The following is a 21852-nucleotide window of genomic DNA, read 5'->3' as shown; positions in this document are numbered from 1 at the left end:
GTGAAAATTTATTAGAATAATACTAAACGGTTTAACGAGAATTGAGATTATTGTTATAATTCCTCCTTTTGATTGGATAATATTTATTTATTAACCCTAAAATCAATACTATTTTCCATTGACCATATTCCAAAAGGGTTTTTGGATGGATTATAAGTTTTTACTTTTCTTGAATATGGAGTGTGTTTTCCTAAAAAAAAACTGCAACTTGTCAAGTTCTTCTAATTTTAGAAGAAATAATGACAAGTTATAGTGTTGTTTTCCAATATTATTTTTGCAATTTCACGTCGGTACTTTCAAAAATTTTATCCGCAGAGGCTGCTACAAATCCTTGGTATAAGTTTCCGTCTGGCATGGCATATCGAAGAGCAAATTCATAATAGCAAGAGGGTATTTCAACCGAACCTTCTTCAAAGGTAATTGTGTGTAAATCTGCCAATGTACTGGATTGCTCTAAAAATTGCTCAGGAGTTCCTTTTATTTTTCCACCAGAAGCGTTCAGTTTCCAGCCATTTTCTTCCAAGAATGAATTCAATTCTTCCAGTTTTTCAAAATGCTTAAGCGCATTTACACTAATCGTAAAATGATTGGCACGGAAACCATAGATATACATCCAAGCTGCATATTCTGATTCTTCCAGGAGTGATTTGTATATTGCCTGTGAATTTGATTTCCAAAAAGTGCTGTTTAAAGCTAATTCAGGATTAGTAAATTCGTTAGGGTCGCAATCATCCAGTAATTTTTTTACCGTATTTTGTAATGATTCTGAACATTTTTCTAGCTCTAATTCAGAGATAAAAATTCTCGGGGCATCTTTGTCTGTAGTATGTTCGTAGTGTTTGGCAAATAATTTTTTAGATTCAAATACATACTCTCCACGAGCTTCATATCCAACGCTTAAGAAAATTTTTTCTAACACAGCGATGTTGACTCTTTTGTCATTAAATGTTCTAATTGCAATATGATCATTTTGAATCGTTTCGCCTTTTTCTTCCAATAAAGTATGTATTTTTTTAGCAGATGGGGTTATTTCAGCATATTGCTCCCATAGTTTCGAAAGTAGTTGATTTTTGTCCATTTTCGTATGTTTTTAGTGTTGTTATTGTGACACAAAATTATAGATACTTGTATCATAATAACAGTAATGTTCTACGATTATTTATAAATAGACATTTTATGATATATTTAATGTAATTTTGACAGCATTAAGTCTAATTTTAACATTCGAATTGTCAAAATAATAGTTTCAACAAAATCACCTTACCGATGTCAAGTATAAAACAAAACGAAAATACTGATTATTTAGATCTAGAAATCATCAGAAAGCTTAGTGAGAACGGCAGAATTCCCTATTCTGAATTGGCCAAAGAATTAAAAGTATCTAATTCACTGGTGCATTTACGGGTTCGGAAATTGCAGGAATCGGGTGTGATTGCGGGTTTTTCGGTGAAATTAAATGCGAAAGCCAATGGATTTGAAACCATAACCTATACCGGAATTACCACCAAAGAAGCTCGTTTTGCCTATTCTATTGCCGAGCAGCTCAAAATGATTCCTGAGATTGTGGAATGCCATTGGGTTTCCGGTAAATATGCTTTATTTATAAAAATTGTGGCGGCCAATAATGACGAGTTGCGTAAAATTATATACGACCAAATTCATATTATTGAAGGGGTTGGCGGTACCGATTCATTCATTTCTTTCGGATCGGCCTTTGAGAAAAACTTGCCGATACATTAGGGTTTGTAAACACGAATTTGCTTCGCCAGTTCGCTATCGCTCGGGTCACGAATTAGCACGAATTCCTTTGTGTTGAAAAATTTCACGAATTCAGTCTAAAGGCGGAATTTGTTCAAAGAAAATCAGTTTTATTTCGTTTTTTTAAAACGCGGATTTACTATAGTCTGAAAAGAGTTAGATAGAATTTCACGAATTTACACGAATCTGTTAGTGAAATTAATCACTCAAAATGTAAGTTTTTAGATTCGTGTAAATTCGTGACCCGAGCGATAGCGAACTGGCGAAGCAAATTCGTGTTGCCTATTCTTTTTTAAACCTCAAACCCCAATTTCTCTCTCACTCTTCCCAAAACACCATTGGCAACTGTACTCGCTTTTTCGGCTCCAATTTTCAACAAAGCATCTACTTCAGGGAGATTATTGATGTAGTAATTGTATTTTTCTCTTTCGGTTTTAAATTTTTCAACAATCAATTCAAACAAAGCTTGTTTCGCGTGACCATACCCATAATTACCTCCCAAATAATTAGCCGTCATGGTTGCTATCTGGCTTTCATTGGCCATTAGTTTATACAAAGCAAAACAATTACAAGTTTCAGGATTTTTTGGATCTTCTAGTGGTGTACTGTCGGTTTCGATACCCATTATTTGCTTGCGTAACGCTTTGTCATCCAAGAAAATATTGATAAAATTATTGGCCGATTTGCTCATTTTTCCGCCATTGGTTCCGGGAATTAGCATGCTGTCTTCTTGGATTTTAGCCTCCGGAAGGACAAAAGTTTCCCCCATTTGGAAATTGAAACGGGAAGCCACATCCCTAGTAATTTCTACATGTTGCAACTGGTCTTTTCCCACAGGTACAAATTCGGCATCATACAACAAAATATCGGCAGCCATCAACATCGGATAAGAAAACAATCCGGCATTTACATCTTCCAATCGGTCCGCTTTATCTTTGAAAGAATGCGCCAATGTCAACCTTTGGTAAGGGAAAAAACAACTCAAATACCAAGATAATTCAGCCGTTTGTGGCACATCTGATTGACGGTAAAAAACCACTTTTTCTACATTTAAACCACATGCCAACCAAGCCGCTGCAGTACTGTAGGTATTGGCTCTTAATGTCTCTCCGTTTTTTATTTGTGTAATCGAGTGTAAATCGGCTATAAAAAGAAAAGATTCGTTTTCGGGTTTATTAGATAGTTCTATTGCTGGTATAATTGCTCCAAGTAAGTTCCCTAAATGCGGCGTTCCCGTGCTCTGAACGCCTGTAAGTATTTTTGCCATTTTAATGTATTTTATTCCCTATAGATTTCGTTATCGAAAAGTGATTTTTTTTGCAAAGTTAATTCTTTTGCTAAATTTTCCGCAAGTTTCCTTACTTTTGACATTGTGAAATCGCCATGATTCCAAAAAACAAATAAAAATGAAGAATGGCGATACCTCCCTTCTCGATAATTATCGGGAGTTATCGTGATCCTTTAAAAAACAATTATTATCAACACATGAAAGGTATAAAAAAGATGTTTTGGGCCGTTTGGCGGGTTTGGTTTTATGTCGTAATGCTTATTCCGATCCTTATTATGTCTCCTTTTTTGGTGGCTTCCATCTTGACCGAAAGAGGCTATCCCTATTTTTTCAAGATGTCCCGTATTTGGGCAAAATGTGTTCTTTTTGGAATGGGATTTTATTATAAAGTCGAAAAAATTCAAAATTTAGACCCTCATAAAAGTTATATGTTTGTAGCCAATCATACTTCGATGTCGGATATTATGTTAATGCTTGCCGTTGTTGAAAATCCATTTGTTTTTGTGGGAAAAAAATCGCTGTCAAAAATCCCATTATTTGGCTTTTTCTACAAAAGAACCAGTATTTTGGTCGATAGAAATTGTTCCAAAAGCAGAATGGAAGTGTTTGATGAAGCTCAAAAAAGAATTGATCGCGGATTGAGCATTTGTATATTCCCCGAAGGCGGAGTGCCACATGATGAATCGATCCTATTGGACAGTTTTAAAGATGGTGCCTTTCGTTTGGCAATAGAACATCAATTGCCTATTGTCCCTCTGATTTTTCCGGACAATAAAAAAAGATTATCCTATACTTTTTATAGCGGAAGTCCAGGTCTAATGAGGGTTAAAATCCTTCCTTATGTTGAAACTATTGGCAAAATAGCCCATAGAAAAGAAATTAAGGAGGAAGTACGGGATCTTATTTATAATGAATTACTCGAGTTTGAGAAGCTAGATAAGCTGAAATAATTTACATAAGCTGTTATAAAAAAAGAGCTACCCTGAACTGTGTGGGTGGACATAAATAAAAAAAAGTTAGCCACGAATTACACTAATTAACACTAATTCTTTGAAATTCAAATAAATTAATTCGTGGATAATTCGTGAAATTCGTGGCGAAATAAAAGCAACCCACACAATTCGTGGTAGAACCATAAAAAAAAGCCCGCAATTGCGGGCTTTTTAAATTTTTAGGCAGCTGCCAATTCTTTGATGTGATTTTTGATCTTCACTTCCAGTTCATCTGCTAATTCTGGATTGTCTTTTATCAATGATTTTACTGCATCACGTCCTTGCCCTAGTTTGGTTTCGCCATAACTGAACCAAGAACCCGCTTTTTTGATAATTTCAAATTCTACTGCAAGATCCAATATTTCACCAGTTTTAGAGATTCCTTCTCCATACATAATGTCAAATTCGGCCACTTTAAATGGTGGTGCGACTTTGTTTTTAACCACTTTCACTTTAGTTCGGTTACCCAATACGTTATCCCCATCTTTAATCTGAGTAGAACGACGAATATCCAAACGTACCGAAGCATAAAACTTCAGTGCATTTCCTCCCGTTGTAGTTTCTGGATTACCAAACATAACTCCAATTTTCTCTCTCAACTGGTTGATAAAAAATACTGTACAGTTCGTTTTGCTGATTGTTCCCGTTAATTTTCTCAGGGCTTGAGACATTAATCGAGCGTGAAGTCCCATTTTTGAATCTCCCATTTCACCTTCAATTTCACTTTTAGGCGTTAAGGCTGCAACAGAGTCAATTACCACAATGTCAATGGCTCCAGAACGAATCAAATTTTCGGCGATTTCTAAGGCTTGCTCCCCGTTATCCGGTTGTGAGATGATTAGGTTTTCGATATCAACCCCCAATTTCTCTGCATAATTTCTATCAAATGCATGTTCCGCATCTATAAAAGCAGCTATTCCACCCGCTTTTTGAGCCTCGGCAATAGCATGTAGTGTTAATGTAGTTTTACCAGAAGATTCCGGTCCGTAAATTTCTATAATTCTTCCTCTTGGATAACCACCAACTCCCAATGCTAAATCAATTCCTAAAGACCCTGACGAGATAGTTTCTACTTCCTCAATGGCTTTATCCCCCATTTTCATTACAGTCCCTTTTCCGTAAGTTTTGTCTAATTTGTCAAGCGTTAATTGCAATGCTTTTAACTTGGCTTCTTTCTCTGAACTGGTTTTTTCTTTCATCTCTTTTTCTTTTTTCATGTTTTTTTGCAATACTATAGGCTTGTAATATAGGCTTGATTTAATTTTATTTTCGTAAAAATACTTCTTTTTTCTGAAGTTGCAATAGTTGTTTTTTGGAATCAATCGGCTTTGCTAGAGATTGATTTCTATGTAAAAAGGGCTTTTAATTCAGTAGCATCATGAGGATTCATTTTGCCGGCCAATACTAAGCTCAATTGTTTTCTTCTCAAAGCTGCCTCGTAACGTTGTTTTTCTAACTCTGTTTCAGGTTCAAGTGAAGGAACTTCTACGGGTCTTCCGGTATCATCTACCGCTACAAAAGTATAAATCGCTTCATTGGCTTTGGTTCTGTTTCCGGATTGGCGGTCTTCTACCCAAACATCCAGATAGATTTCCATCGAACTTTTAAAAGCTCTGGATACTTTGGCTTCAATAATTACAACACTCCCTAGCGGAATGGATTTGTTGAAAGCCACATGATTAACAGAAGCCGTTACACCTATTCTACGCGAATGTCTTCCTGCGGCAATGCTCGCTGCACGATCCATTCTGGCCAATAATTCCCCTCCAAATAAGTTGTTCAAAGGATTGGTTTCGCTCGGTAAAACCAAATCGGTTAATATAGTCAAGGATTCTGAAGGATGTTTTGGTGTCATTATCTGTTATCTGTTTTCTGTTATTTGAAATCTGAAATCTAAAATCTGCAATCTAAAATTTAATTGAGCCAATACACTGCCATTACCGCAGGAATAAAATAAAGGACAATGGTTCTAGCTCCGTCATAATCTTTTGCTAATCGTTGTCCAAAAAGCAACATTATAAGCGTAATACAAGAAAAAATGGCTCCGTATAAACCATAGATTCTTCCGCTATTTACGGCCAATTCTATAGCGCCAACCACGCATAAAATCCCAGAAATTAATTCTAAAATTAATACATTAAGTAAGGCCAAGGGTACTTGATTTTTTAAAGGAGTTGCGGCAAAGTGTTCTTTTAACCAATCTAGATTGTCTTTCCAATAGAACAATTTGTCATAGGCTGATTGTAAAAAGGTAATGGCTAAAAAAATTAAAATTAGGATGGAGGCAATGTTATTCATGTTTAATTATTTTTTATGGATTAGACGAGTTAGTTTTATGGATAAATCAGTTAAAATTATTTTTGCATTTCCATTGCGTTCTATATGATACATCGCATCCGATAGTTCTTTAAAAATGTCGTTTATGTTATTTCCGTTTACAAAAGGCGCAAAATTTTCCAGTTTGAATTTTTCAACTTTTGGTTCAATGTACACCAGTTTTTGGCTTTCATAATTCAGTAACAAAGCCTGACGGAACATTTCAATACAAAACAACAGGAATTTTTTCTGGGTTTCTCTTCCTAAAGCGGCAATTTGCTCACTCCATAGTATCAAATCCTGAATCGCGGCGGCATTTCCTTTGGCTTTAAAGGCGGCTCTAACCCAAGTCACAAACCATTGTTCAAATGGAAATTCGTCACTATCATCATATAATAAGTGGAGCGCTTTAGAGTAGTTACCCTGTGCTTGATGAGCAATCTTTACCGCTAGTTTGGGGTCAATTTGCTCTCTGATTAGTAATGCATCTGAAATGGTTTGTTCACTTAAACCATTAAAATGTACGATTTGGCAACGAGATCGAATCGTTTGAATGATATCTTCTTCATTTTCAGAAATCAATATAAATACTGTTTTTTCCGGCGGTTCTTCCAGTAACTTTAATAATTTATTGGATGCGGCAGTGTTTAATTTATCAGCCATCCAAATAATCATGATCTTATAACCACCTTCGTATGATTTTAATGCCAATGATTTTAGAATTTCTTGAGCATCATCTACGCGAATTTCTCCTTGCTTATTCTGAACACCCAATTTGGCGTACCAATCAAATAAACTTCCGTATGGATTTTCAGTTATAAATTGCCGCCAATCGGTTATGAAATCGATACTCTTTGGTTTTTGTTTTACCTCTTCAGTAGTTACCGTTGGATAGACAAAATGCAAATCTGGATGGGATAATTTTTGAAATTTCAGTACACAAGATTCATTCAAGCCGCCACTATTATTACAAAGTACATACTGAGAATAGGCTATTGCCATGGCCAGAGTACCACTTCCTTCAGGACCTACAAATAATTGAGCATGAGGAATTCTTCCTAAATCGGCACTTTTTGTTAAATGATTTTTAATATAATCTTGTCCTAGAATTTCTGAAAATTGCATGAAGCAAAGATATAAGAAAATGATTTAGTCAAAAATAATCCATAGTAAAGTTTATATAAGATTTAAATTAAAACGAGAATGAATAAAAAAAAGGCGTCAAATTTAATGTTTTTTATAGTACGGATTGAAAAGATGTTAATAACTTTCGTGTTAATATTAACAACTAAATATGCGCTTGTTTTTCATGGTGTCGCTTTAACAAGGTAAATCACATTTAAAATAATATTTTTTATGTTAATTGTTATTTTATATATTTAATAATTATGCCGACAAAGTGTTGGTTTTACTCGTCATAACGTTGTTTTCCCTTTGTTTTTATCTTAAAATTGACTTTAAAATATTTTTTTGGACTTGCAAATTCAAAATATTTGTATATTTTTGTTTTATTAATTAAATATATCTACGGTATGAAAGGGAAATTTATTTTTTTCAGTATTTTTATGTTAGCATTTAGTACTACAGTTACAGTTAAGGCACAGGCCAAAAATCCAAATATGCCAAAAAGTATTATTAGCACTAGTGCTTCAATTCGTACTTTTTATGATGATAAGACATTAAGAGCAATGTCAAAAGGTGAATTGGTGGAATTGTACATCGAACGTATGAAGGTTATTGTAAGAACATTACCAAATATTGCTTTGGCTACAAAACCGGGTGTAACTTTGGTTGATCTTGGTATTCCTAATGATGATGTAAACAAAAAAGCATTAGATTTAGAAACAGAGGCAACGAATGTGTATTTAGATGTAACGGTAGATTTTTTAAGAAAAATGCTGCCTTATTCAGATAAAGGACAACTAGTGACTATGGTTTTGTTCTATGAGCAAACATTGAAGTCATTGCATGAAGTTGAGCACCAATAAAAATAAATTTTTTTGGAAAAGATGTAACAGTCTTTACTAAGTTTGATCTTCAACTCTTTTAATGAGTTTATAAACTCTTGCCTACAGAGATTACAAATAATAATAATTTTATCGCCCCAAACCTATGAAAAATGTATTTATTATATGGGTTTTCCTTGCAGTTGTTTGCAATATAAATGCACAACAAGAAAAGGGAATAATTGGATCAAGCAATTGGTTAAACAATTGGACTGAATTTAAACCAGGTAAAGCAGACTATGGAGAAGCTACTCAGATTCTTGCTGGTAATATAGCTGTGAATACTAAATTGGTCAAAAAAGAAGTTTACATCATACAAGGTAATGTGTATGTAACTAATAATGCAATCCTTACTATTGAACCTGGTACGGTAATTATTGGAGATTCCGAATCAAAAGGAACTTTGATTATTACTAAGGGAGCTCAACTGATTGCAGAAGGTTTAGAGACAGATCCTATTGTTTTTACTTCAAATAAATCGCTTAAAAAAGCGGGTGATTGGGGCGGGATTGTGATTCTTGGTGATGCTCCAATTAATAAATTCGGAACCTATTCTTCTGTCAATTACGATTTAGATCCTTCATTAACTACTTATGGAGGTTTGAATCCTGCAAGTTCTTCAGGAGTTTTGAAATTTGTTAGAATTGAATACGCAGGTAAAAAACCAAGAGGTTCAGAAAATTTTGATGCTCTTTTGTTAGGTGGAATTGGAAACAAAACAATTTTGGAAAATATTATGGTGAGCTATGCTGCTGGAGATTCATTTGAAGTTCTTGGTGGTGAGCCTGTAATGACTAAAATGGTTTCCTATAAGTCTAACGGAATAGATTTTAAATTTACTTTAGGAACACAAGCTAAAATTGATAATTCTTTGGCTGTAAGGTCTTCCTACTTAACTAGTAGTAGTGGATCGCGTTGTTTAGATGTTTCCTCTTATGTTAAAAAAGAAGAAGTAGATTTTACAAAAAAACAAACACTTGTTATCGCGACAAACTTGACCTTGCTAAATGATAGTGAAAACATAGACACGGATATTAAAGCTGGTTTAATTAAAGAAGGGGTTTACGTAAGTGAAAATTCTTATTTGGTTTTACGTAAAAGTGTGATTTCAGGTTTTAATCCTGCAGTTGTTTTAGATGGCAAGATTGAAATAAACGATAAGAATCTTAAAAAGATTCGTATTGAGGAAATGTATATAAACTTCTGTAAAGGAAATATATTTTCGGAAGGAATTGATAATAATGAAGATTTAGAAGGGTATTACGGAAATAGTGTGTTTTTTAATTTGTATTCTAAAACTACAAATTTAGAAACATTCAATGACTTTTCAAATCCAAAAAGACCTGATTTTAGATTGGCTCTTTCTAAATTCACGGCTTCTTCAAAATAAAATTAAAGTTATAATGACTTTTAGTTGTAAAATGAAAGTAAAACCTAAACAGAGGTTTTGCTTTCATTTTATTACTTAAAAACAGTCTTTAATTTTAGTTTTAAATGCTATTTAATATGTCAAGCAAAACTACTTTCGTTTTTTCTTTAGATACTTTTTTAAACTTTTTAATGTTGCTGGTATTACCTTCAACACTTTTTTTGTTTGCGCAAGGTACAATTACGCCTCAAAAATTACCATTTAGTCAGATTTGTGCTGGTGCTGCTCATCCTAGTAAACCAGGTGAAATATTTAATGAGTTTCAAGCACAATTCACAATATCAGGTTTTGCATCGGATGTTACTTTCGTTGTTGAGCTATCAGATCCTTCGGGTTCTTTTATAACACCAACTCCTACTACAACTTTGGCTCCTTTAGCCGGAACTCCTCCAGACACAGCGACTGATAAAACGCTAACATTTTCGGTTCCTATGAATTTAGTAGGGTCTAATACCTACCAATTAAGGGTAAAGCCCTCTGTAGGAACGCCAAGTTCTAGTTTTAATATTAATATTCCTGGTAGCGTAAAAACGCTTTCAGCCTATTATAAAGCTTATAATGACCCTTTTTTTATCAATGATAAAAACAATATTATAAGTTATTGTAATGGGGGTAGTGTTACTCTAACAATATACAATCCAACTCCATCTATTCCAACTTCATCTCCTGCCAATTATCCACAATTAAAATACAATTGGTACAAAGATGATGCTTTAATTCCTGGACAATCCGGTAGTTCCTTAGTCGTAAGTATGAATGGAGTCTATTATGCCGAATTAAATTATGGTCCTTGTTCTGATGTTAATTATAGTTCACAGCGAGTTACTGTATCTGGTACATCTGGAACTGTGGCTACAATCACCTCTAGCTCCGGAAATCCTTTTTGTTCCAGTTTGGGAAATACAACTTTAACTGCTTCTGCTGGTAATGTATATATTTGGAAAAAGAACAATGCTGTTATTGTAGGGGCTACTGATCAAACGTATCAAACCAATTTACCTGGTGTTTACACTTGTGAGGTTGATTTTGGAGGATGTAAATCTACAGGGTCAATTGATTTAAAAGTATTCGAAATTAGTAGCAACATATCGGGCGTAGATAAAGATAAGGTCAATAAAATTCCACAAGGACAAACAGTATCCGTTGCAACGACTACAACGGCGGTTTCACCTAGCTATCAATGGTTTCTTAATGGTACCACCATTCCTGGCGAAACCAAGAGTTCATTAGATGTTACTGCTGAAGGAAAATATAAAGTAATTATTGCGCAAACTTCCGGCTGTCAAATCAGTAATGAATTTCTTTTTGAAATTTCTTACCAAACTAATTTTAATGTGCCACAAATAGCTAATATCGTTACTCCTAATAACGACGGTGCCAATGATACTTGGATTATTCCAGATGATTATATAGACGGTAAGGCAAAAGTGATGATTTTAAGCTCGTTGGGTGAAATTGTATTTGAAACCGATAATTATGATAATTATGGTACTGATGATTGTGTAGATAAGGTACACTGTTCTAATTGGCCAAACACCAATACCCCTGAATTCAATAATTACAATCCTGTTTATTATTATATAATTACTCCTACTGGTCAATCTGCCAAAAAGGGTTCGATAACTCTTGTGAAATAATATGAAAAATTTTTTTTTAAGCGTTTTCTTTTTTTTATGTTCCATTCATGTTTTCTATTCACAAGAAGGTGGAGCAGTTTCTTTCGTAATTCCACCTGGGAACTCTTTAAAATTCAATTCATTTACAATCAATCCCACTTTTAGTTTTGTAAGACAACAGGGGGCCTACATAACTTTGTTTAACAAAACGCAATGGGCTGGATTCGAAAACGCCCCAAAAACGTATTTCTTAAATTACTCTGGTCGTTTTAGAGAAAATCAAGGTGTTGCTTTGGGTGTTTTTCAACAAAATTATGGTCTATTAACCACCTTTGGTCTTATGGCCAATTTTGCCCATAATATTATTCTAGAAGAAGACAGTAATTTGACATTTGGGATCAATTTAAGCGCCTACAAAAGTGGTTTAAATAGCGGAAAAGTAATTTCAAATTTTCCTGATCCCTCACTAGATAACATTCCTTCCAATACTTTAATGGCAGTTTCACCAGGCATCAATTATGGGACTGCTTTTTTTGATTTTGGAGTTGCTTATAATAATTTAGTGACCTATAATTTTAATTCAGGCCTATTAAAAGAAGATCCTAACAGTGGGATACAAGCGCATGTTATGTACACAGGATTTCTTGATTCTTATGGTTTCTTTGACAAAAGTAAATTCTCAGGTCTCGTAAAAACCGAATTATATAAAGATCAAACCATTATTTCGGGATCGGCTGTGTTTACTATTCCTAAAGGGATTTGGGCTCAGGCAGGTTATAATTCTGTGTTGGGAGTATCTGCTGGTTTAGGATTCAATATCACGCCAAAAATCGCACTTGAGTATTCTTATGGAATGGGATTGGGTGATATTTCAAACTTAGGAGCGTCCCATATTCTTGTTTTGGCCTATAAATTTAAAAATGATACTTACGATTATGGAGACGATGATGAAGAAGGTGCTATTATAACACCTAAGGAAATTCGTAAAACGGTAGTTGCAAAACCCAAAACAGATACTAAAGCAATTGCAAATACTCAAGCTCAAGCTGTAGCTGAAGCAAAAGCCAAATTGGCCGCTGCTGCAAAAGCGAAAGCCGATGCTAAACAAGCTGTTGTTGCAAAAGCAAAACTAGCTGCCGATGCTAAAGCGAAGTCGGATGCAGAAGCTGTTATTGCTAAAAATAAATTAGTTGTAGATGCAAAAGCCAAAGCCGATGCCGCCGCCGCACTAATTGTAGCGAATAAAAAACCAGAAACGGCTGTCTCAAAAGCGAAACTAGCAGCCGATGCCAAAGCGAAAGCGGATGCCGATGCTTCTGTAAAATTAGCTGCTGATGCTAAAGCGAAAGCTGACGCCGAAGTTCAGGCAAAACTAGCTGCTGATGCAAAAGCGAAAGCTAAATCAGAAGCTCAAGCCAAACTAGCTGCAGACGCCAAAGCGAAAGCCGATGCTCAAGTTCAAGCAAAATTAGCTGCGGATGCTAAAGCGAAAGCGGATGCCGATGCAACTGCCCAAGCCAAACTAGCTGCGGATGTTAAAGCAAAAGCGGATGCCGAATCTCAAGTGAAATTAGCTGCAGAAGCCAAAGCGGATGCTGCTGCTCAAGCAAAACTAGCTGCGGATGCTAAAGCCAAAGCGGATGCAGAAGCTCAAGCAAAATTAGCTGCAGATGCCAAAGCCAAAGCCGATGCAGAAGCTCAAGCCAAATTAGCTGCAGATGCCAAAGCCAAAGCGGATGCTGCTGCTCAAGCAAAACTAGCTGCGGATGCCAAAGCGAAAGCGGATGCAGAAGCTCAAGCAAAATTAGCTGCAGATGCCAAAGCGAAAGCCGATGCAGAAGCACAAGCAAAATTAGCTGCAGACGCCAAAGCCAAAGCGGATGCCGAAGCTCAAGCCAAATTAGCTGCAGACGCCAAAGCCAAAGCCGATGCCGAAGCACAAACCAAATTAGCTGAGGACGCCAAAGCCAAAGCGGATGCCGAAGCTCAAGCAAAATTAGCTGCAGACGCCAAAGCCAAAGCGGATGCCGAAGCTCAAGCAAAATTAGCTGCGGATGCCAAAGCGAAAGCCGATGCCGAAGCACAAACCAAATTAGCTGAGGACGCCAAAGCCAAAGCGGATGCCGAAGCTCAAGCAAAATTAGCTGCAGACGCCAAAGCCAAAGCGGATGCCGAAGCTCAAGCAAAATTAGCTGCGGATGCCAAAGCGAAAGCCGATGCCGAAGCTCAAGCCAAATTAGCTGAGGATGCCAAAGCTAAAGCTGTTACTGAAGCACAAGCAAAATTAGCTGCAGACGCCAAAGCCAAAGCGGATGCCGAAGCACAAGCCAAATTAGCTGCTGATGCCAAAGCTAAAGCCGATGCTGCTGCTCAAGCAAAATTAGCTGCTGATGCCAAAGCCAAAGCCGATGCTGCTGCTCAAGCAAAACTAGCTGCTGATGCTAAAGCAAAAGCGGATGCCAAAGCCAAAGCGGATGCCGAAGCTCAAGCAAAACTAGCTGCAGACGCCAAAGCCAAAGCCGATGCTGCTGCTCAAGCAAAATTAGCTGCAGACGCCAAAGCCAAAGCGGATGCCGAAGCACAAGCAAAATTAGCTGCAGACGCCAAAGCCAAAGCCGATGCTGCTGCTCAAGCAAAATTAACTGCCGATACCAAAGCGAAAGCGGATGCCGAAGCACAAGCCAAATTAGCTGCTGATGCCAAAGCTAAAGCGGATGCCGAAGCTCAAGCAAAATTAGCTGCTGATGCCAAAGCCAAAGCCGATGCTGCTGCTCAAGCAAAACTAGCTGCTGATGCTAAAGCAAAAGTGGATGCCGAAGCACTAGCAAAATTAGCTGCGGATGCCAAAGCCAAAGCCGATGCTGCTGCTCAAGCAAAACTAGCTGCCGAAGCGAAAGCAAAAGCCGATGCTGTTGCAGAACAAGATAGACTGGAGGCCGCTGCCGCTGCCAAGCTTGCGATAGATGCTCTTGCCAAAGCCAAAGCCGATGCCATGCCTAAAGACGAATATGGCAAGTCGATGGATAATTTGACCAAAACATTAGAAGATTCTAAAAAGAAACAACAACAGTTGTTAACTCGATTAGATGCTTCTGTTGCCAACAAAGAAAAAGCCTTAAAAGCCTTAAGAGAGGAAAATGACTTAAGCGACAAAGGAATTGTGAAAACTACTGTAGAATTCAAGAGTACCTCAGGTGAAAATGCTGAATTGGAAGCCATTAGAGCTCAAATAGAGGAAGTGAATAAGGCACAAAATGCCTCTTTGGCTGAATTTAACCGACTTTATAATGAAAGACTTAAAAAAGCACCGAAAAATGATTTAATTAATCAAAATTATTTGAAAACGATAGAGAGTTTGAAAGCAGAACAAGCCAAAGCCGAGCAATCAAATGGTACTTTAATTACAACTCTAGAACAAATTAAAGTAGAAACCGAAATTGAGAAAAAACGTAGAATCAAACGTGCAGCCTCATTGAATGATCAAGATCGATATGCACAAGATATGGCTACATTAAAACGATTAAAAGAAACAACAAAGGTGAGTAGTGTTCCTCTTAAAGCGGAAGACTTTGATTTTGGCGACAGTCAATCGAATATGCAGATCATTAAAAACAATAAAAATGTAGAAAGTGGTTATTATTTAATTATTGCGGTACATAATGATGTTCAAAAAAGAGATACCTTTGTTACCAAAACGATGTCTGCCGGACAAAAGGATGTGAATTTCTTCTACGATGCAAATTCAAGTAAGTACTTTATTTACGATGCTAAGTTTGATAATTTGGATGAGGCAACACAAGCATTAGAGTCCAAAGGGAACAAACCATACAATAGTAAAATGGTGATTGTTAAGATTGAAAAATAAATTTGTAAGAATAGATTTTTTTTAAAAATAATAATTTAAAAAAAACATACAATATTGTTATAAAAAGTATATTTTAGCCTCTTAACTTATGTTTTGTAGTAAAAATATACAAATTGTGAGTTTTTTATAATTAATTATGATGATAAAAAAATATAACTAAATAAAAATGATGTCTTTGTAGTTTTCTAGCGATAGGATTTAATTTACAACTGCATTATTAGATTTAAAATTCAGCATTTAATAAAAAATGATTTTCTTTTACTATATCCTTTTGCCCCAAAGAATATAGTAAAAGAAACTCCGTAAATATAATCAATATGAAAAAACCTACTTTTTCAAAAATATTTTTTTGGGATTTATTCTTGTTATTGAATAGCTTAAAATCAGCCTTTATTTTGGGTTGCTCAATGATAAAAGAAATGATTTTAATCAAGAATGATGGATATAGTCTGTCTTTTTGTGATTCAAAGCAACTTAAGAAAACACTACTAATCCCTGTTTTTTTTATCTTAAGTACTTATACCGGTTTTTCACAGGTGGGTAAAGCATTTGCGCCTCGATTACCAGGAGGGAATATGCGTATCAAAGGGGATGTTATTTTTGTAGGGAATAGCATGATGAGTCGTACTACGACCCAACCTACTTTTAGTGCTGCAGATCCTAATGGTACTCCGACAAATCTAGCCACTCTAACCACTGAAGCCAATCAAAATTATAATACAGTATCTAATAATAATGGGCTTAATCAAGAATATACTGATATTGACACCGATCCAACAACATTTGCGTCCAGCAGTGCGGAGTTAAATATCAGCAATAGTTGTAAACGTGTTGTTTATGCAGGTTTGTATTGGACGGCGATATATCCGTATGAAAGAAGTACTGATTCAGATTCAAATACAAAAGGTACCCCCCGATTAAACGATTGGAACCAGATTAAATTTAAAGTGCCAGGAGCAGCCAATTATACCACTTTAGTAGCTGATAATGCAGCAGATCCTGTTGGAGATGAAGATGATATTATTTTTAATGGTTACAAAGCGCCTCCCGCTTCTTCATTTACGAATGCGCCTTATGTTTGTTATAAGAATGTAACAAGTATGTTACAATTATTGACAGATCCAAATGGAAATTATTTTGCCGCCAACATCAGAGCGGCAAAAGGTAAAAAGAGTTCTGGTTCGATGGCTGGTTGGACTTTGGTTATCATTTATGAAAGTCCTACGTTGCCAAGTAGATATATTTCTACTTTTGATGGTTTTGCGGGGATTACCAGCACATTGAAAAATTTAGATTTTACCGTAAATGGTTTTAAAGCATTACCAGCTCCACTTCCTGTTAGAGCGACAATTGGAGTAGCAGCTCAAGAAGGGGAAGCAAAACTTTTTGGTGATGATTTGCTTATTAAAGCCAATACAGCTGTTGGTGGTTTTACTTATGTCAACAACTCACTAAATCCATTAGACAATGTATTTAATTCCAGTATTACTGTACCGAGTGCAACAACGCCGTTTTCGGTCAATGTAAGTACAAGAGTGCCTAATAGTTTGAATACATTAGGATTTGACATGGATTTGTTGAATGTGAACAATCCTTCAAATCAAGTCATACCTAATGGTGAAACAGGAGCGACTTTTCGTCTAACCTCGACTTCGGATACTTATGCTGTTTATGTAACCACCTTTGCTGTTGATATTATTGAACCTAAAATTGTATTGACTAAAATTGTAAAAAATACAGCAGGTGTTGATATTGGAAATTCAAACGTCACTTTAGGTGATTATTTGAATTATGAAATTGGGTTTAAAAACGTGGGTAATGATGACGCGGATTCTTTTACCATAAAAGATATCTTGCCTGTAAATATTATTTTTGATCCCAATAATATAGTGGTGCCAAGTGGTTCTGGTATTACCTATACCTATACGGCAGCAACACGTACCATCATTTTTACAGTACCGAATAATCTGGTAAAAATAAATGGTAACCAATGGATTGTTAAATTTGGAGTTCAAGTCGTTCCTAATTGTAATGACTTGAGTGACGCATGTTCAGATCAAATCAAAAATCAGGCATTTGGTACGTATAAAGGCACTACGAATCCAGCTGTCATTACAGATGATCCGAGTATCTCTGTTTTTGGAAACTGTAACTTAGCTACACCCTCAGCGACCAACTTCCTTGTAGGAGTAGGGGGATGTAAGTATACCCGAAAATATCAATTGTGTGGTAAAAATGTTACTATCTCAGCGGCTAACGGTTATGATAAATACTCGTGGTCTACTAGTCCTACCGGTAGTCCGGTTATTGGTACAACGCAATCCATCACAGTGACTAATGTGGGTACCTACTATGTCCATAATACTGCTTTAGCACCTTGCGTGTCTATTGATCAAACGATTACTGTAGAACCTTTTGGATCGACAACAGTTAACCCAGTGATTCCTTTTGCAGATGAAGTGGTAAAGTGTGCTAACGATGGTAAACTTCTTCCTAATATTTATTTGTGTGGCGATAATGCTAAGCGATATATTAGATCGGGTGTAACCGATACGAATTCAATTGTTTGGGAAAAAAGTAATTGTGCACTCGTAAGTGGTACGACATGTGCTGATGAAACCAATATTTGTACTTGGACTCAAGTAGCTACTGGTCCAGATTTTAACGTTGGAGTGCAAGGACAATACCGTGTGACACTCACTTATGTAAATGGTTGTTTCAGTCGTTATTTCTTTAATGTATATGAAAATAAATTAAATCCAACCGCGACATCAAGAGATATTATTTGTAATACAAATGGTGAAATTGTAGTAGGTACACCTGCTGCAGGAAGTGGCTATGAGTACAGTTTGGATGGGGTAACCTACCAGCCTAGTACTATTTTGCCAATCTCCACACCTAACATCTACACGGTTTACATTCGCTCTACAGTTAACGTTCCGAATCGTTGTGTATTTACAATTCCTGGTATCCAAATTAGGAAACGTGATTTTACTGTAACGACTACCGTAAATGACCCTTTGTGTTATGGTGGAAAAGGTTCGGTTAAATTGGCAGCCAATGATGTTCGTGCGCAGTACTACTTTAGTATTTCTAAAGGAGGAACACCAGTAAATAGTGTTGGACCTATTATGGCAAATGATTATACGTTTAGTAATCTGGATCCGGGGACTTACGATTATAGAGTGAAAACTGAAGACGGTTGTGATATTACAGGAACGGTAATTTTAATAGAACCAGCGAAGTTGACGGCTACTGCTAACATTACTAAAGCGTTAACTTGTGAGAGTGGTGAAATTACTGTAACTCCAGTTGGCGGAACAGGACCTTTTACTTATTTTGTCAATAGTACCACCGATTTTCAAGGGTCTCCTATTATTTCGATAACTACGGCGGGTACTTATAGTATTAAAGTGGTTGATTTTAATAACTGTGAATTTACTATTGCTGATATTACTATTGCTGACAACCCAAAACCAGTATATACTGTAATACCAACAAATGTAAAATGTTATGGTTCTAGTACAGCAGAAATTAAATTCAATGTAACGAATGTGTATGGGTATGCTTTGTCGTATAGTATAGACGGAACAACCTATTCATCAAATGCAACTTTTTCTAATCTTCCGGCAGGGACTTATACTGCAATGCTTAAATATTCTTTAGGAGGTGTTGATTGTTTTGATGGACCGCAAACGATTATAATTACGGAGCCTGCTCAAGCTTTAACGGCTTCTGCGGGAGTTTCTGAGTTGGCGGGTTGTGGACCTGCAAAGGAGGGTAAAATACGTATTACCAATCCGCAAGGAGGAAATGCGCCTTATGAATACAGTTTCGATAATCAGGCGACTTGGACACCAATAAATGACGCCTACAAAGCTCCAGGTACATATACCGTTTATGTCAAAGATGCGAATGGTTGTGTTTTTGCAATGCCAGGAGTTATTATTGATCCAGAACCTGTTGCGCCTACTATCAATGTTAATACTCCAGTAGATTTTAATTGTGACGGAACGGCGACAAGTAAGGTTATAATCAATAATCCAGGTTCAGCTTCTTATTCATACGAATACTATTTGGATAACGTGAAAAATTTAAATAATCCATCAAATGAGTTTTTAAATGTTGCCCCAGGGAGTCATGCCGTTAGAGTAGAATACAAACTTACCTCAGTACCTACTTACAGTAATTTATTGAATGAAGATTTTGGGAAAGGTACACCAACGACAACTTCGGGTATTGCGTCAGCTTATTGTTTTAATGATCAGCATGTGTTAGCACCTTATTTTTGTCCAAATCCAACACGTTCTGTTGAAGATAATCAATACTCTGTGGCTAGTTTCTTTTGGAGGTCAGATGATCCAAGTAGTACAAATGTTGGCGCATGGTATCATTTCAAAGACCATACTGTTTTTACTCCTGCTGTAACTGACGGACGCTATTTATTAGTGAATATTGGTAGTGCTGCAGGAAACTATGGTGTTTTATACAGTAAGTCAATTGTAGATGTGATTCCTAATCAGCCCGTTAAAGTTGATTTATATCTTGGTAATTTATTGAGAAATACTATAAGTGCAGTTAATCCAGATTTTATAATAGAATTAGTAAATGGTTCAGGAACAGTAGTTGCTTCACAAGCAACAGGTGTTATTCCTAATAATGAGCTTTGGAATCTAAAATCTTTATCCTTAAATCCAGGAGCTAATACAAGTTTAACTTTCAAGATTCGTTCTGGTAGTATTGCTTATGGTGGAAATGATGCAGTTATTGATGACATCAAAGTATACCAATTACCAAAGTCATGTATCACTACAAAAGATTTTACTATAGTTGTACCTACAGGAAAAGCTTTTACGGCTCAAATTTCAGGAAGTACGAATGTAACTTGTGCTGGCGCTAACAATGGTTCTATTACTATTGCGGCTCAGAATTTTGATGCCGCTGGATTCCAGTATTCTATAGACAATGGAGGAACTTGGACAACAACAACAACAACGCCTGTAACGATTCCTAATTTAGGGGCAGCTACTTATAATGTAATAATTAAACCGAAAACTGCTTCTGTAGTAGCTTGTACAAAATCTTTTGCTCCGGTTATTAGTGCACCTGCAACGCTAACGGTTAATGCTTCGATTACAAAAATGGCAACCTGTACTACGGGTGCTACTATCACAGCCGTAGGAGGAGGTGGAACTCCTGCTTATCAATATGAGTTGCGTCAAGGGGTAACAGTAATCAAGGCTTTCAATACTAATGCCGACTTTACCAATGTAGTACCAGGTAATTATACTGTGTTTGTTAGAGATGCTAATTTGTGTGCTACTCTAGTAGGAAAAGCCATAACTGTAAATGCAGCGCCAGGATTAACAGCAACGTTAGACGCCACTACAGACTGGTGTTATACGCCTTCTAATCCTGCCACTTTGGTGGTGAATGTTACTGGAGGAGTGGGGCCATTTACATATAAATTAGATAGTAACGCAGCTATCAATACAAATAGTTTCAGTAATGTATCCCCGGGTACTCATACGGTTATTGTAACAGACAGTAATAATTGTACGGCTACGATTTCGAGTATTATCATTGCATCTCAATTACTTCCTGTTGCGACTGTAACTAAAACTTTGGATTGTTCTGCAACTCCAAATGCTACAATAACAGTTAACATTGCAGGAGGAACAGCTCCATATACTTATACCGTTCAAAAAGGAGCTGGTACGCCAAGTACTTCTTCCTCTCCAAGTGCTGCTTTAAGTTTTACTCAAAGCGTGAGTAATGCCAATGCAGATATTTATACTTTTGTTGTAACAGATGCGAATAGTTGCCCTGCCACTACAACGGCCACTATCAAAGCATTAGTTCCTGTATCAGCGACTACAACGGATGTAAATCCGACATGTAATGGAGGTACTAATGGTTCGGTTCAAATTTCAGCATCAGGAGGAGTTGGTCCCTATACTTATAACTTTAATGGATTGGGTTCTTCCAGTACGACTTTATATACTGGTTTAAAAGCAAATACCGCTTATCCTTATGTAGTTACAGACAGCAAAAACTGTACTTTTAACGGTTCAGTTACTTTATCACAACCAGTTACAATTTCGGGGACTGCAGTAGTTACAGTTCCTTATACTTGTTTGCAGAATGCAACTATTGAAGCTCAGACAGTTGGAGGAGGAACAGGAGCATACCGTTACAGTATTAACGGGACTACTTTCCAGGCTTTGCCTACATTTACCGGATTGACAAATGGTACTTACACTATCACCATTAAAGATGTAAACAATTGTACTTTTGTTACGGCACCAGTTACAATAGTGCCTTTGACACCTCCAACGGATTTAACTTTTACAAATTCGGCTTTAATGTGTCCTGCAAATAAATCTGATGTTAGTATAGCAACTACTACAGGAGGTTCAGGAATAAAAACATATCAGATAATAGCACCAGCTGGATCTGTAACGCCATATCAATTATCGACTTCATTTACAGGATTGGTACCAGGTACCTATACGTTCCAAGTGAAAGACGATAAAGATTGTACATATAAAGAGGATTTTACTATCAATGCCTTGCCGGCAG

13 protein-coding genes are annotated in these 21852 nt (G+C 36.4%); 7 read left to right on the top strand and 6 right to left on the bottom strand.

The features are described from left to right. Nucleotides 1-268: 268 nt before the first annotated feature. On the bottom strand, nt 269-1078 hold the full coding sequence (locus FNW52_RS02600) for a DUF1338 domain-containing protein (RefSeq protein ID WP_143375867.1): 810 nt from the start codon (nt 1076-1078) through the stop codon (nt 269-271). 188 nt (nt 1079-1266) lie between these two features. Between FNW52_RS02600 and FNW52_RS02595 the strand changes: the two genes are divergently transcribed. Further along, nucleotides 1267-1740: an Lrp/AsnC family transcriptional regulator gene (locus tag FNW52_RS02595; RefSeq protein ID WP_143375866.1), complete on the top strand. Its 474-nt coding sequence runs from the start codon at nt 1267-1269 to the stop codon at nt 1738-1740. 310 nt (nt 1741-2050) lie between these two features. On the opposite strand, the gene trpS is transcribed toward FNW52_RS02595, so the two are convergent. Beyond that, nucleotides 2051-3025, bottom strand: coding sequence for a tryptophan--tRNA ligase (gene trpS / locus FNW52_RS02590; RefSeq protein WP_143375865.1), 975 nt, complete (start codon nt 3023-3025; stop codon nt 2051-2053). A 218-nt stretch (nt 3026-3243) separates the two neighbouring features. Here trpS and FNW52_RS02585 point away from each other — a divergent pair, with 218 nt between their 5' ends. Next, nucleotides 3244-3996 carry a 1-acyl-sn-glycerol-3-phosphate acyltransferase gene (locus tag FNW52_RS02585; RefSeq protein ID WP_143376250.1) on the top strand — a complete coding sequence of 251 codons (753 nt, stop codon included), beginning with the start codon at nt 3244-3246 and terminating at the stop codon, nt 3994-3996. Between the two features lie 221 nt (nt 3997-4217). Here the strand turns inward: FNW52_RS02585 and recA are convergent, their stop codons facing one another. From recA to FNW52_RS02565, 4 genes are all read right to left on the bottom strand, one after another. Further along, nucleotides 4218-5255 carry a recombinase RecA gene (gene recA, locus FNW52_RS02580; protein ID WP_143375864.1) on the bottom strand — a complete coding sequence of 346 codons (1038 nt, stop codon included), beginning with the start codon at nt 5253-5255 and terminating at the stop codon, nt 4218-4220. A 128-nt stretch (nt 5256-5383) separates the two neighbouring features. Beyond that, the gene (locus FNW52_RS02575) at nt 5384-5893 is read right to left on the bottom strand and encodes an acyl-CoA thioesterase (protein ID WP_143375863.1); all 510 of its coding nucleotides are present in this window, start codon (nt 5891-5893) and stop codon (nt 5384-5386) included. A 59-nt stretch (nt 5894-5952) separates the two neighbouring features. Next, entirely contained in the window at nt 5953-6336 is a 384-nt protein-coding gene (locus tag FNW52_RS02570; protein WP_143375862.1) for a DoxX family protein, read from the bottom strand. 6 nt (nt 6337-6342) lie between these two features. Further along, entirely contained in the window at nt 6343-7479 is a 1137-nt protein-coding gene (locus FNW52_RS02565; protein ID WP_143375861.1) for a DNA polymerase III subunit delta', read from the bottom strand. Between the two features lie 407 nt (nt 7480-7886). Between FNW52_RS02565 and FNW52_RS02560 the strand changes: the two genes are divergently transcribed. From FNW52_RS02560 to FNW52_RS02540, 5 genes are all read left to right on the top strand, one after another. Continuing rightward, nucleotides 7887-8342, top strand: coding sequence for a hypothetical protein (locus FNW52_RS02560; protein WP_143375860.1), 456 nt, complete (start codon nt 7887-7889; stop codon nt 8340-8342). Between the two features lie 124 nt (nt 8343-8466). Continuing rightward, nucleotides 8467-9750, top strand: a complete 1284-nt coding sequence (locus FNW52_RS02555) for a hypothetical protein (RefSeq protein ID WP_143375859.1) — start codon at nt 8467-8469, stop codon at nt 9748-9750. 116 nt (nt 9751-9866) lie between these two features. Then, nucleotides 9867-11426 carry a gliding motility-associated C-terminal domain-containing protein gene (locus FNW52_RS02550; RefSeq protein ID WP_185965903.1) on the top strand — a complete coding sequence of 520 codons (1560 nt, stop codon included), beginning with the start codon at nt 9867-9869 and terminating at the stop codon, nt 11424-11426. A 1-nt stretch (nt 11427) separates the two neighbouring features. Beyond that, nucleotides 11428-15270 carry a PorP/SprF family type IX secretion system membrane protein gene (locus FNW52_RS02545; RefSeq protein WP_143375857.1) on the top strand — a complete coding sequence of 1281 codons (3843 nt, stop codon included), beginning with the start codon at nt 11428-11430 and terminating at the stop codon, nt 15268-15270. A gap of 317 nt (nt 15271-15587) precedes the next feature. Beyond that, nucleotides 15588-21852: SprB repeat-containing protein (locus FNW52_RS02540; RefSeq protein WP_185965902.1), on the top strand; the 6265-nt coding region annotated here is incomplete at its 3' end.

This window comes from Flavobacterium sp. ZT3R18 (assembly GCF_007097385.1).
Taxonomy (GTDB): domain Bacteria; phylum Bacteroidota; class Bacteroidia; order Flavobacteriales; family Flavobacteriaceae; genus Flavobacterium.
This window is presented reverse-complemented; position numbering and strand designations above follow the sequence as displayed.